Genomic DNA, 13136 nt, shown 5'->3' on the forward strand with positions numbered 1-13136 from the left:
CGAATGAGGGCAATCACGTTGACTCCACGCTTATGAAGGGTTGCTTGCGGCAATACGTATCCGTATGTCGAGCCGCAGCCAGGAGGCTGGAGCATGAGCATCTGGTGGTCTCTCCACTTGCGGCGCGAAGCCGCGAGCGTCCCGCTCGCCCGTCGCCTTCTGCTCGGCACCATGGAGACGGCGGGGGTGGATCCGGACATCTCCTACGACCTGTCGGTCGCGCTCAGCGAAGCCTGTGCGAACGCGGTCGAGCACGGTGGGGACGAGCATTCCGGAACACCCTGCGCGGAATATCGCGTGACCGCTTATCTGGACGGCGAGAAATGCCGTATCGAGGTCGCCGACTCCGGGCCGGGCTTTCCCCCTTCGCGGCGGGGGCATCGCGCCGCCGTACGTCCCGCACTGGCCTCGGCGGAGAACGGCAGAGGTCTGTGTCTGATCGAGCAGCTCGCCGACCATGTCCATTTCCGGAACCGGCCGGGGCGTGGCGCCGTGGTCAGTTTCGACAAGGTCCTGAAATGGCGCGAGGGCGCGCTGCTCAAGGTGTCCTGAGGTCCTTGAGCGGCGCGCCCTGACTGGCCGGATCTGTGCGTCAGCCCTGCTTGACCTGTGCCATCCAGGCTTCGACCTCGTCGGAGCGGCGCGGCAGTGCGGCCGACAGGTTCCGGTTGCCGTCTTCGGTGACGAGGATGTCGTCCTCGATGCGGACGCCGATGCCGCGGTACTCCTCGGGCACGGTCAGGTCGTCGGTCTGGAAGTACAGGCCGGGCTCGACGGTCAGGCACATGCCCGGCTCCAGCGTTCCGTCGGCGTACGCCTCGCGGCGGGCGGCGGCGCAGTCGTGTACGTCCATGCCGAGCATGTGACCGGTGCCGTGCAGGGTCCAGCGGCGCTGGAGGCCGAGCTCCAGGACCTTCTCGACGGGGCCTTCGACGAGGCCCCACTCGACGAGCTTCTCGGCGAGTACGCGCTGCGAGGCGTCGTGGAAGTCGTGGTACTTCGCGCCGGGCCTGACGGCGGCGATACCGGCTTCCTGGGCTTCGTACACCGCGTCGTAGATCTTGCGCTGCAGGTCGGTGAAGGCGCCGTTGATCGGCAGGGTGCGGGTGATGTCGGCGGTGTAGAGGGTGTGGGTCTCCACGCCGGCGTCGAGCAGCAGCAGGTCGCCGGAGCGTACGTCGCCGTCGTTGCGCACCCAGTGGAGGGTGGTGGCGTGCGGTCCGGCGGCGCAGATGGAGCCGTAGCCGATGTCGTTGCCCTCGACGCGGGCGCGCAGGAAGAAGGTGCCTTCTATGTAGCGCTCGCTGGTCGCCTCGGCCTTGTCGAGGATCTTGACGACGTCCTCGAAGCCGCGGACGGTCGAGTCGACGGCCTTCTGGAGCTCGCCGATCTCGAAGGCGTCCTTCACGGCGCGGGCCTCGGAGAGGTGGACGCGCAGTTCCTCGTCGCGTTCGGCGGTGACCTTGTCGGAGAGCGCGGCTTCGATGGCGGCGTCGTGTCCACGGACGGCCCGGACGGGTCCGGTGGCTGCCTTCAGGGCGGCGGCGAGCTCGCGGACGTCCTTGGCGGGGATGCCGAGGAGCTGCTCGGCCTCGGTGAGGGAGTGGCGGCGGCCGACCCACAGTTCGCCCTGGCCGTCGAGCCAGAATTCGCCGTTCTCGCGGTCGGAGCGGGGCAGCAGGTAGACCGTCGCGTCGTGGCCGCCGTCGGCTTGTGGACGCGGTTCCAGTACGAGGACGCCGTCCTGCGTCTGGTCGCCGGTGAGGTAGGCGTATTCGGTGGAGGCGCGGAAGGCGTACTCGGTGTCGTTGGAGCGGGTCTTGAGGTTGCCCGCGGGGATCACGAGGCGCTCGCCGGGGAAGCGGGCACTGAGGGCGGCGCGGCGGTCGGCGGTGTGCGCTGCCTGTGCGATCGGCTCGAGGCCGTGCAGTTCGGTGTCGGCCCAGCCGGACTTCATGTTCTCGGCGAGCTCGTCGGAGACGCCCGGGTACAGGCCGTTCTTCCGCTGCTTGATCGGCTCTTCGGTCTCTTCCGGGGTCTCCGGCATGAGCTCTTCGGACACGACTGTCTCCTCGATACGACACTGGACCGCCCTCCATCGTATGTGCGACGGAAGGACGGCCCAGGGCCTTGTGGACAACTGTGAGGAATCAGTCGAACCGCGCGGCGAGCAGCACGATGTCGTCCGCCGAGTCCGCCGTGTCGGTGCCGCCCGGCAGCAGGGTGCGCAGTACGTGGTCGGCGATCGCTTCGGGGTCGTTCCGGACGGCTCTGGGCACGCTCGCGGCGGCCGCGTGCAGCCGTGCGAAGGCCCGGTCCATGGGGTCGCCGGTGCGCTGGAGCAGCCCGTCCGTGTAGAGGAGCACCGTTTCGCCGGGTGCGGGCGTCAGTTCCACGCTCGGAGCTTCCCAGCAGGCGAGCATGCCCAGGGGTGCGGAGAGCGAGGTCTCGACGTATTCGGTACGCCGGTCGCCGACGATCAGCGGGGGGCTGTGTCCGGCGCCGGCCAGCACGATCTTGCGCCGGGCCGGTTCGCAGTACGCGAAGAGGGCGGTGGCCGACCTGGCGGGTTCGGTGAGCCGCAGGAGCAGTTCGAGGTCGGAGAGTACGGCGACGGGGTCCTCGCCCTCCATGACGGCGTACGCCCGGAGGCTGGCCCGCAGCCGGCCCATCGCGGCGAGCGCACTGGGCCCCGATCCGGAGACCGATCCGACGGCGAGCCCGAGAGCGCCCTCGGGGAGCGGAAGCGCGTCGTACCAGTCGCCGCCGCCGTGGGGTCCTGCGCGGTGGCGGGCGGCGAGCTGTACGCCGGCGACGCGGGGCAGTCTGCTGGGCAGCAGTTCCTCGGCGACGGTGGCCACTTGTGCGCGGGCGTGGTCCAGTTCCAGGAGCCGGGCCAGGTGTTCGGCGGCGTAGCGCGCGTAGAGGCCCGCGAGGTGGCGCTGGCGTTCGCCGGGTTCGGCCGGTTCGTCGTACAGCCAGACGGCGGCGCCGAGCCGCCCGGATGTTTCGGTGGTCAGGGGCAGGGCGTAGCTGGCGGCGTATCCGAGGCGGGCTGCGACTTCGCGGTGGCGCGGGTCGAGTTCCGCCTCGCCGAGGAGGTCGGGGTGGGCGATCTCGGTGGGGCGGGGGGCTCCGGGGAGCCCGTCGAGGAGTCGCCCGTACGACGTGGAACTGCGCGGCACGGTCTCGATGTGGCCGAGGTCGGCGTGGGCGAGGCCGAGTCCGACGGTCGTGGAGGGGCCGAGGCCGTCGGCCGGTTCGAGGACGACGAGGCCGCGGCGGGCGCCCACGAGAGCGGCTCCGGCGCGGAGCACTTCGTGCAGTGCGCCGTCGAGCAAACGGGTGCGGACCAGGCGTTCGGTGAGTTCGTGGAGGGTGGTGAGGTCGGAGACCCAGCCTGCGAGCCGGTCCTGAAGCACCGCGCCGGCGGCGGCGGGTGGGGCAGGGGTCGACGGATGAGGCGCGACAGTGTGCGCGGGCGGCGGAACCACTGGATCGATTCCAGCCACTTTCGGCACGTGCGGGGCGCTCATGATCGCGGGCTTTCCAGCTGGTGCGTTTTGCTCAATAGCATCGCAAACCCCCATGTCATTCTGCGCCGCTATCAATGCATCCACATGTACACGCACAAGTAAGGGGATGTCCAGCATTGTCATCGTGGGACTCTTGGTGTCTGTGGGATAGCCAAGTTGGCCTAAAAATGCCACACGCGGCAATAATTTGCGATCGACTGAGGGCGTTCGACAGCGCGTCATATCAACCGTGATGGGTACCTAATCGGTGATGGCCAGGGGCAGTTGGGACCGCCCCGGAACCTGGCGGCGGGCCTGGGCGTCTTAATCGCCGTGGGCCGCGTCCCATCCCCGAGTAGCGGGACAGCAACTACGGATCCACTGCTGATCTCCTACGGATCAGTTCAGCGCCATGTGTGCGCCACCCTTCGCTACGTTTCACGCCCGGCCCCGACGGGCTGCCCGTGCCGCAGGCTGAAAAATGCGGCGACGCACCACCAGTACGCATCCAGTACGTGACGTGCACGCTCAGTGAAGATATGCACACATGGTGTGATATGGACCTCGGCGTTCAACGGAAAGGAACGAGCGCTCATGCGCGAGATCCTCGGAAGGCGACGCAGGCTCCGGTTCCGGCGAAGTGAGGGGCCTGCCCAACTCGGCGCGGCGCTGACCTGCGCCACCGCCTGGCAGTGGCCCGTGCTTCCCGGAGTGGGGCTGAGCCCACCGGGTGCCCGCGGCGGCCCGGGGCAGGCCTGCGCCTGTCCTGATCCCGATTGCGTGGTTCCCGGCGCGCACCCCTTCGACCCGGGCATCCTGGCGGCCACCACCGACGAACGCATGATCCGCTGGTGGTGGACCAACCGTCCGGTGGCGCCCATCATGCTGGCCACCGGCGGCGCCGCTCCGTGCGCGATCAGCCTGCCGGCGGTCGCCGGCGCCGTGGCGCTGACGGCGCTCGACGGCATGGGAATGCGCCTGGGCCCGGTCGTCGCGACTCCCACCCGCTGGTCGCTGCTGGTCGCCCCGTACTCCCTGGAGCGGCTCGGTGAGCTGCTGTACGCCAAGGACTGGGTGCCCAGCTCGCTGCGGTTCCACGGGGAGGGCGGCTATCTGGTGCTGCCGCCCTCGGAGACGGGGGCCGGGCAGGTGCGCTGGGAGAGGGCACCCATGGCCGGTTCGGCGGCGCCCTGGCTGCCGGATGTGGAGGCGGTCGTGGACGCGCTGGTCGCGGCGAGCAACGGTGCACCGGACGGCGGCAGCCGGCTCGCGTACTGAGCGCGTTTCTGTGAGGCGAGGGGCCCTCGCCGGCGGTTCTACGCCGGCGCGGGCCCCTCTTCGCGTCGGCGCAGGCCCCCCGCCTCACTCGTACGGGTGTGAGCGGGCCGGTCTTCCGGGCAATCGGGCGCGCGGCTCCCGTGCCGCCGGTCATCCGTCGATATCTTCGGCCCACCGTCAGAATTTCCGGGCAGTCGACAGGTGGGACCCGCCTTGAATCTCCGCATGACCGGGCTCGCGGCCGTAGTGGTGTTCACCGTCCTGCTGCCGCTGGCCGGCGCGTCCGCGGAACCCGAGCCCGCGCCTGTACCCGCGCCCGTACCCGACGACGCCAAGGGGGCTCCTGCGACCGTTCCCGGGAACATCTCTGCGCCTGCCTCTGCGCCCGCCTCTTCGCCCGCTGCTTCGCGGGGCGCGTCCGCGCAGTGCGGTCCCGAACTCAGCTCCCCGGAAGGCATCGAGGGGCAGACCTGCGTGCTGACCGAGGGCGGCAGTACCTGGGCGCGTACGTACTACCGCAATGCGACGGGTGCGGAACTGAGATCCGTACTCACACTGATGGGACCCGCCGACCGGACCGTTCAGATGCATTGCGCGGTGAGCGCCGGGGACGAACCCGGGGTGTGCGAAACACCGCGTGAGCCTACGCGTGGGAAAGCCGGTGAATATTCGGCGGTGTCGGAGTTCGCCGCGACGGGAGACGGGCCGTTGCTGCTGCGCTCCGGAAGCAACTCTGCGGTGGCCGCGCGCCGTTGACCGGTCGATACGACAGGTGGCGGGGCGGGGATACAGAAAGACCCGGTCGCTGGCGACGGGGGATGCACCAGCGACCGGGCACTTAGAACGGTAACAAGATATCTGCGGTTGGCAAATTCGATCTCCCTTATTCAGACAGGGATTTACCTGCTGATACGGGAGTTGTGACCGGAGTCACCGATCATCCGACAGAAACTGTCACCGTCAGCTGAGCGTCACCTGGCGGTTGGTGAGACCGCCCCGCGCGCGGCGCTCCTCCGCGGTCAGCGGAGCGTCCGAAGCGAGGGCGACCGCGAGCCGCTCGGCGAGTTCCGCGGCGGGCTTCTCGACGTCCTCCGCACGGGTCTCGCTCGGCAGGTCCCAGACCGGAACCACCAGCCCGTGCGCACGGAAGGAACCGACGAGACGGGTGCCTTCGCCGAGCGAGGACGTACCGGCGGCGTGCAGCCGGGCGAGCGCGTCGAGGAGCTGGTCCTCCGCGTACGGCATGACCCAGCGCAGGTGGTTCTTGTCGGGCGTCTCGCACCAGTACGCGGCGTCGGCACCGGTGAGCCGGACGGTGGGGATCGCGGCGGCGTTGGCGCGCTCCAGGGAGGCGCTCACCTCGGGCGTCGCGTTCTCCGCGTCGGGAACCCAGAACTCGAAGCCGGAGTGGACCTCGGGCTCGAAGGGCGCATCCGCGTCGAGCAGGTCCTGGAGGCGCGGACCGCCCGCGGGGGCGCGCTCGGCGGCGACGGGCGTGCCGGGCTTCGCGGTCAGGGCGCGCCGCAGGGTGTCCGCGAGGTCGCGGCTGAGGTCGCCGGAGGGGGTGTCGTTCTGCAGGCCGAGCAGGACGGAACCGTCGTCGCGGCGCAGGGCGGGCCAGGCCATCGGAAGTACGGTCGCCAGGGTGACGGAGGGGACGCCGTCGGGCAGCCCGTCCTTCAGCGTCAGCGGCGCGGTGGCGGCGGGCACCAGCTCGCGCAGGGCGACCCAGTCGCTCTCGCCGGCCAGGCCCTCGAAGGGGCGCTGGACCAGTTCGGTGACGGCGTGCGCGGCGGCGCGGCCGTGGCAGGCCTTGTAGCGACGGCCGGAACCGCACGGGCAGGGCTCGCGGGCTCCGACGACCGGCACCTCCCCGCCTGCCACCTGGGCCTGCGGCTTGGTTCCCCTTGCGGGCTGGGGGCGCTTCTTGGCCATGGCTTGGCTTCTCCCGTTCACGGCAGTGCTGTGTCGGGCGCGAGCCTAGCCGCTGAGCGGGTCCCGGCAAGGACCGGCAAGGACCGGCCGGGGCCGACCGGTCCTTGCCGGGACCGGCCGGGACCGCGACGAGTCGGCCGACGTCGTCGGAAGCCGGCGGGACCGAACTCCCCGACAAAGGTCAGTCGAGGTCGTCGAACGGGTCCGCGAAGTCCAGCTCCGGAACCGCGACGCGCGTAGCGAAGTCCTCGCGCCGGCGCCCCTCGGTGACGTTGACCCACACCGTGACCTCGCCGGTCGCGCTGTCCCGTACGCCCCAGTCCTGCGCCAGCGCCGTAATGATGTTGAGCCCGCGGCCGCCGCGCGCGGTGACCGAGGGCGTGGCGGGAACCGGTCGGGTCGGACCGCCCCCGTCCGTCACTTCGACAGTGAGCCTGCCTGCCGGGTCGACGCGCCACGCGGCGCGGATGTCACCGTCACCGACCTCCGCCTGACCCAGCGGCCTGCCGTGACGGCAGGAGTTGCTGAGCAGTTCGGACAGGATCAGTACGGCATCGTCGATGACCGAATCGGACACTCCGTTGACGCGCAGGTCGTCGCGCAAACGGCGTCTTGCTTCCCCCACGCCGGCAGGGCCATGGGGCACGGCCATGCTCGACGACGTGGGCACTTCCCGTGCCACCACCAACGCCACCCCCGAGACCTCCTTCGCCCCACGCCACGAAGTGAATGCCCCAATGGCCTGGACCGGAAACCGGCCAAGCGCCGGTCAGTGAGGCACTCGTACCGATCGAATACGGAACGAACGCGCCGGTGCACTCCCTGTGGCAGCGGTTACGGGCGTCCCAGCTGGGCCAGGACCTGCTTCGGGCGGTTGGTGATGATGGCCTCCACCCCGAGGCCCACGCAGAGGTCGACGTCCCGCGGTTCGTTGACCGTCCATACGTGGACCCGGTGGCCCGCGCGGTGCAGCCGCTCGATGTAGCCGGGGTGGTTGCGGACGATCCGGATGCCGGGGCCCGCGATGTGCGCACCGGCCGGGAGCCGTCCGTCGCGCAGGCGCGGCGAGACGAACTGCATCAGGTAGACGGTCGGGAGGGTGGGCGCGGCGGCCGCCACCCGGTGCAGCGAGCGCGCCGAGAAGCTCATGATGCGTACGGGAGAGGGCTCGTCGGCGACGGGTGCGTCCAGCCCGAAGCGCTTCAGCAGATGGAGCAGCCGCTCCTCGACCTGGCCGGCCCAGCGGGTGGGGTGCTTGGTCTCGATGGCCAGCTCGACGCGGCGCCCGGCGTCCGAGACCAGCTCCAGGAGGCGCTCCAGCGTCAGTACGGACGTGAACTCGCCAGGGCTGTGCCCCCGGGCCGGGTCCCAGTCGGGGGACTCCTCGCTGTCCCGCCAGGAGCCGAAGTCGAGGGCGGCGAGGTCGGCCAGTTCGAGGGCGGAGACGGCGCCGCGGCCGTTGGAGGTGCGGTTCACCCGGCGGTCGTGGACGCAGACGAGGTGCCCGTCCGCAGTGAGCCGTACGTCGCATTCGAGGGCGTCGGCGCCGTCCTCGATCGCCTTTGTGTACGCCGCCAGGGTGTGCTCGGGGGCGTCCTCGGAGGCGCCGCGGTGAGCGACGACCTGGATGGTGTGCTGCCGTGCGTGAGTCACCGCGTCATGGTGTCACCGTGGAGGGGTAGGCGGAAAAGCGCGTCCCGGGAACGGCCGGTCGGCCCTTCTGGAGATGCGGCTGTTTTGTCCGTTGTAAAGGATGTTCCCGGGATGCACAGGAACCGCTTACGGTCCTCTGATGTGTGGTGGGAAAAGCTGACAGCGGACACTTGCACAGTGCTGGCGTTGACCGAGACCGACGTGGGACCGAGGAGAAGAGAGCTGTGAGCACCGAGAACGAGGGCACTGCGGTTCCGGCCGCCCCTTCAGCACCTCCCGTGCCGGTGGCCGCTCCCGGGCCCGCCTCCGACTCCACGGGTACGAACCCGGCGGCCCCCGGCCAGGAGCCGCCGCCCCCCGCCGCCAACCCCGCTCCGGCCCAGCCCGTACACAACCCCACCACGCAGGGCGCGCAGGGGCCCGCGCCCGAGCCGCAGCCGGGATACATGCCGGTGCCCCAGCCCCATCCCCAGCAGGCGCCCCGGGGGGCCGGGGCGGCGGCCGGAACCACGGCGGCCGGAACCGGCGCCGGGTGGCCGCCGCCTCCCCCGTCGTACCCGTACGGCGGCGGCGGTGGCAGCGGCGACGGCGGCGGCGGCCCCGCGTGGGGCGCGCCCATGGCGCCCGTACCTCCCGCCCGCAGGAAGCGCGCCGGCGGTCTGGTCGCCGGGGTACTGGCCGCCGCGCTCGTCGCGGGCGGTGTCGGCGGGGGCATCGGGTACTGGGCCGCCGAGCGCAACGACAGCCCGACCGACTCCACCACCGTCTCCGCGTCCGGCAACACGAAGGACTTCAAGCGCGACGCCGGCACCGTCGCGGCGGTCGCCGGCAAGGCGCTGCCGAGTGTCGTCACCATCGAGGCGCAGGGCGGCGACGGCGAGGGCGGCACGGGAACGGGCTTCGTCTACGACAAGGAAGGCCACATCGTCACCAACAACCATGTGGTGGCGTCGGCGGCGGACGGCGGCGAACTGTCCGTCACCTTCTCCAACGGCAAGAAGTACGACGCCGAGGTGGTCGGCCGCGCGGAGGGCTACGACGTAGCCGTACTGAAGCTGAAGAGCGCCCCTCCCGGCCTCGCCCCGCTGCCCCTGGGCGACTCCGACAAGGTCGCCGTCGGCGACTCGACGATCGCCATCGGCGCGCCCTTCGGCCTGTCGAACACGGTCACCACCGGCATCATCAGCGCCAAGAACCGCCCCGTGGCCTCGGGCGACGGCCAGAACAGCAAGGCCTCGTACATGAGCGCCCTGCAGACCGACGCATCGATCAACCCGGGCAACTCGGGCGGCCCGCTGCTGGACGCGAGCGGCGCCGTCATCGGCATCAACTCGGCCATCCAGTCGGCCGGCACGGGCGGCTTCGGCCAGTCCCAGGCGGGCTCCATCGGCCTGGGCTTCGCGATCCCGGTCAACCAGGCGAAGACGGTCGCCCAGCAGCTGATCAAGACCGGCGAGCCGGTCTACCCGGTGATCGGCGCCACGGTCTCCATGGACCCCAAGAGCGAAGGCGGCGCGGTCATCGCGGACCGCGGCACGGGCGGCACGGTGGCGGTCCCGGCGGACAGCCCGGCCGGCAAGGCCGGTCTGAAGGCGGGCGATGTCATCACCAAGCTCGACGACAGGGTCATCGACAGCGGCCCGACCCTGATCAGCGAGATCTGGACCCACGAGCCGGGCGACGAGGTCACGCTGACGTACGAGCGCGACGGCAAGACATCGACGGCCGAAGTCACCCTGGGCCAGCGCAAGGGCGACGACAGCTGACCGGCTAGGCTGTCCCTCGCGCGACCGCGGGCCGGTGGCGCGAGGGTGGGTTGCCCGAGCGGCCTAAGGGAACGGTCTTGAAAACCGTCGTGGCAGCGATGTCACCGTGGGTTCAAATCCCACACCCACCGCAGACGAACGACCCCCGACCAGCTGAACCGGTCGGGGGTCGTCGCCGTCCCAGCGGGCGCGTGGGGGGCGGGCCGGAAGTGGGGTGGTGGTGGCCGTACGTGCTCAACCCCGTGGTGTGACGTGGCTGTGTGTCAGAGGAGGAGGCGGTTGCTGAGGGTGTCGCCGAGCGACGCGAGCGTGAACGCGGTCGCGAACGCGGTGATTCCCCAGCGGATACGCCCGCGCAGGGCCAGCGCCGCCCCTCCAGCCCCGGCGACCGTGCCCAGGGCGCACACCGCTACCCACGTGCCCATGCCCGCACCGGCGTTGAGGGCCAGCGCGACGACTGTCAGAGAGGTGACCGACGCCAGCGTCGACAGCGCGGCAGTCACGATGCGCGGCCCTCGGGCCTTCCGCGCCCTGTCGTCCGCGGAGCCCGGACTCGCCTGTTGCTGAAAGCGCGACCGCAGGTCGTTCATGTCCGGCGTCTGGCCACTGCGTGCAGTCATGGGGGTGGAGCCTAGTGCCCGGCCCGCTGCGGTACGGCCGGGGAGTCTCTCTAGACTCGGTGGCCATGACGAGCCCCGACGCGGATGGTCCCGCCACTACAGCCACAGTCATCCGTTTGGGTCGGAGCGCTGCCCGGACCCAGGTCCCGGCCGGAGTCGGCTGCACCGTGGTCGGCGCTTTCGCCGTGCTCGGGGGCGTCGCGGTCATGGCTGGGCCGGCCGGGAAGGAACCCAACCCCGGTGGCGTCGTCGGCGTGCTCGTCGGGCTGCTGATCGGTTTCCTCGGTGTGGTCTTCCTGACCGCCTCCTGGAAGTCCCGGAACACCTTCCTGTACGTCGATCACACAGGCTTGTGGGTCAGCAACCGCGGAGGCCAAGAGGTCATCCCCTGGGGCAGCCTGGCCGGCGTGGGTCTGAACTGGAGCACGACGGGCGCCCGTCCCGCGAAGCACTATTCCGTCGAGCTGATCCCCAACGGCCCCATCGACCGCGACGACCCGGTCCTGTGGGCCATGGTCCGCGACGAGGAGCCTCTGCGCCCCGGCCTGCCACGACTGCGCTACCGCCTCGTCACCAACGGCGGTTTCCGGGAGCCCCTGGTCGCGGCGGTCCAGCAGTACGTCCCCCATCTGTGGCTCGGCGAGGCCGAACGCGAGCGTGGCTACCTCGGCCTGCCCGACGTCAAGGGCCACCGGCAGCGCACTCGCGGTCGTACGCGCTGAGAGGGCGTGCCCGGCCGAGGCGGCGACCCGGCCGGGGTGTCAGGGGGCCGTCGTGAGGCGGGCGGCGGAGGCGATGGTGGCTCGGGCTTCGCGTTCCGGGAGGCCCGTCTGGACTGCCGCCTCTGTCAGTGCGTCCGCCAGGGAGTCGCCGATGCCGTTCTCGTACGCGCGGCAAGCGGCCCAGAAGAGGCGGGTGTTGCGCTGGCCTGCGTGTGCCGCCCGTACGAACTGGACCAGGCCGTGGCCGCGTCCGGGCCCGTCGGACCGGCTGCCGGTGGGGGCGTGGGGGCGTACGGGGGGCGCGAGGAGGCGGAGCAGTGCGCCGGGGCAGGGGGCCGGCGCGAGGTGGCCGGTGCCGGGCGCGGTGCGGTAGATGCCGTGGGCGGTGAGGGAGCCTGGGCCCACCAGGTAACCGCCGGTGCCGCGGATGTCGATGCCGGGGGCGAGGCGGCTCGCGGAGTTGGGGACGACTGTGTCCGGCGGACCGGTCAGCCAGATGTGGCGGCCGCCGCTGGGGGTGAGGACGACGACGGTGTCCGGAATCGTGAAGAGGTGCCGCAGCGCCAGGTGCTTGAGGGCTGTGGTGGAGTCGGCGTCCGTTTCGCGGGCCTTATCGGTGCCGGTGCCGGTGCCGGTGCCGGTGCCGGTGCCGGTGCCTGTGTCCGGTTTCGTGTCCAGGTCTATGCCGATGAGGTGGTACGGGGGACGGCCGCAGGCGATGCCGTAACCGGTGGCCCAGGGGGCGGCGGCGAAGAGCGCGCGGACGGCGGCGGGGTCGGTGGTGGCGTCGTGGACGCCGTGCCCGGGGCGCCCGCACTCGCCCCGGCACAGGGACGGCTCGGGGGCGTCGCGGTGCGGGGAGCGCAGGGCGGGGAGCTTGGTGCGGGACAAGGGGATGACGGGGAGCCCGCGCTCGGCGGCGGAGAGAGCGTGGGCGAGGGCCAGGGTGGCGGCGCGCCGGTCGAAGGTGGCCATGTCTTCTATTTTCGTACGAGTGTTCGAAGAAGGGAAGGGGGGCGGATTGGCCGAATATGTGCTGGAACGCTTTTTCCCTTGCGGTGACCGGGTTGTCGCGGTGTGGGGGCGTGAGCTGTGGTTTTGGGGGCGTGAAGGGTGTTTATCGACATGTCCTCACGCTTGAGGGGGAATAAGGGCCTCCGGGGTGGTTCGCCGGGGATTCGGTGGGCAATTCTGATCTCGCGACGTCGTGACCATCGCTGAGGCAGTCGGCCAACTGCCCCGGAACAAGCCGTACTTACAGTTCCTGGAGGAATTCACATGGCAAGCATCCGTACCGCCCGTGTCATCGCTGCCGTTGCCGCCCTGCCTCTCGCGGCCGCTCTTTTCACGGGTGTCGCCGTTGCGGACAACGGTTCCTTCGCGAATGACGGATCGAACGCGACCGTGGCCACGGTCAGCGGAAGCGGTGTCGGTGGCCACAACGGCGGCAACTCGACCACCACGCAGCAGGTGGCTACGGGTGGCGGCGCGTCGAACCAGAACAACACGGCGAGTGTCAACGGCTCGGGCTTCACGGCGATCGACCAGGACAACGAGACCGTCGCGGTGAACTTCGCGCAGCTCTGGTGAGCCGCGACCCGGCCGGGGTCTGTGTTGCGGGGTGAATGACTGCCTGCGCGACGGCGC

At 70.9% G+C, this 13136-nt stretch carries 13 protein-coding genes and 1 tRNA gene; 7 read left to right on the forward strand and 7 right to left on the reverse strand.

What is annotated here, in order from left to right:
• Window positions 1-93 precede the first annotated feature (93 nt).
• Window positions 94-552, forward strand: a complete 459-nt coding sequence (locus AC1P0E_RS17460; protein WP_482743092.1) for an ATP-binding protein — start codon at window positions 94-96, stop codon at window positions 550-552.
• Between the two features lie 40 nt (window positions 553-592).
• On the opposite strand, the gene AC1P0E_RS17465 is transcribed toward AC1P0E_RS17460, so the two are convergent.
• Both AC1P0E_RS17465 and AC1P0E_RS17470 read right to left on the reverse strand, forming a co-directional pair.
• On the reverse strand, window positions 593-2047 hold the full coding sequence (locus AC1P0E_RS17465; protein WP_482745791.1) for an aminopeptidase P family protein: 1455 nt from the start codon (window positions 2045-2047) through the stop codon (window positions 593-595).
• Window positions 2048-2150: 103 nt separating this feature from the next.
• Window positions 2151-3653, reverse strand: coding sequence for a PP2C family protein-serine/threonine phosphatase (locus AC1P0E_RS17470; RefSeq protein ID WP_482745792.1), 1503 nt, complete (start codon window positions 3651-3653; stop codon window positions 2151-2153).
• Between the two features lie 456 nt (window positions 3654-4109).
• Here AC1P0E_RS17470 and AC1P0E_RS17475 point away from each other — a divergent pair, with 456 nt between their 5' ends.
• Window positions 4110-4793 carry a bifunctional DNA primase/polymerase gene (locus tag AC1P0E_RS17475; protein ID WP_482743093.1) on the forward strand — a complete coding sequence of 228 codons (684 nt, stop codon included), beginning with the start codon at window positions 4110-4112 and terminating at the stop codon, window positions 4791-4793.
• Between the two features lie 225 nt (window positions 4794-5018).
• Complete coding sequence (locus AC1P0E_RS17480; RefSeq protein ID WP_482743094.1) at window positions 5019-5549, forward strand: hypothetical protein; 531 nt, start codon at window positions 5019-5021, stop codon at window positions 5547-5549.
• Window positions 5550-5753: 204 nt separating this feature from the next.
• Here AC1P0E_RS17480 and AC1P0E_RS17485 read toward each other — a convergent pair whose 3' ends face one another.
• The 3 genes from AC1P0E_RS17485 to AC1P0E_RS17495 form a co-directional block, all read right to left on the reverse strand.
• Complete coding sequence (locus AC1P0E_RS17485; RefSeq protein ID WP_482743095.1) at window positions 5754-6728, reverse strand: DUF5926 family protein; 975 nt, start codon at window positions 6726-6728, stop codon at window positions 5754-5756.
• Window positions 6729-6909: 181 nt separating this feature from the next.
• Complete coding sequence (locus tag AC1P0E_RS17490; RefSeq protein ID WP_482745793.1) at window positions 6910-7467, reverse strand: ATP-binding protein; 558 nt, start codon at window positions 7465-7467, stop codon at window positions 6910-6912.
• A 95-nt stretch (window positions 7468-7562) separates the two neighbouring features.
• Window positions 7563-8381, reverse strand: coding sequence for a glycerophosphodiester phosphodiesterase (locus tag AC1P0E_RS17495; protein ID WP_482743096.1), 819 nt, complete (start codon window positions 8379-8381; stop codon window positions 7563-7565).
• Window positions 8382-8605: 224 nt separating this feature from the next.
• Between AC1P0E_RS17495 and AC1P0E_RS17500 the strand changes: the two genes are divergently transcribed.
• Window positions 8606-10147, forward strand: a complete 1542-nt coding sequence (locus AC1P0E_RS17500) for a S1C family serine protease (protein WP_482743097.1) — start codon at window positions 8606-8608, stop codon at window positions 10145-10147.
• Window positions 10148-10191: 44 nt separating this feature from the next.
• Window positions 10192-10278, forward strand: a tRNA-Ser gene (locus AC1P0E_RS17505).
• Window positions 10279-10410: 132 nt separating this feature from the next.
• Here the strand turns inward: AC1P0E_RS17505 and AC1P0E_RS17510 are convergent.
• Window positions 10411-10767 (reverse strand): hypothetical protein, encoded by a 357-nt coding sequence (locus AC1P0E_RS17510; protein WP_482743098.1) that lies wholly within the window; start codon window positions 10765-10767, stop codon window positions 10411-10413.
• A gap of 116 nt (window positions 10768-10883) precedes the next feature.
• Here AC1P0E_RS17510 and AC1P0E_RS17515 point away from each other — a divergent pair, with 116 nt between their 5' ends.
• Window positions 10884-11489: a hypothetical protein gene (locus tag AC1P0E_RS17515; protein WP_482743099.1), complete on the forward strand. Its 606-nt coding sequence runs from the start codon at window positions 10884-10886 to the stop codon at window positions 11487-11489.
• A gap of 39 nt (window positions 11490-11528) precedes the next feature.
• On the opposite strand, the gene AC1P0E_RS17520 is transcribed toward AC1P0E_RS17515, so the two are convergent.
• Window positions 11529-12464, reverse strand: a complete 936-nt coding sequence (locus tag AC1P0E_RS17520; protein WP_482743100.1) for a bifunctional DNA primase/polymerase — start codon at window positions 12462-12464, stop codon at window positions 11529-11531.
• Window positions 12465-12767: 303 nt separating this feature from the next.
• Here AC1P0E_RS17520 and AC1P0E_RS17525 point away from each other — a divergent pair, with 303 nt between their 5' ends.
• Window positions 12768-13079, forward strand: a complete 312-nt coding sequence (locus tag AC1P0E_RS17525; protein WP_482743101.1) for a hypothetical protein — start codon at window positions 12768-12770, stop codon at window positions 13077-13079.
• Window positions 13080-13136: the final 57 nt, after the last annotated feature.

The organism is Streptomyces sp. TRD_SC_5 (assembly GCF_056836825.1).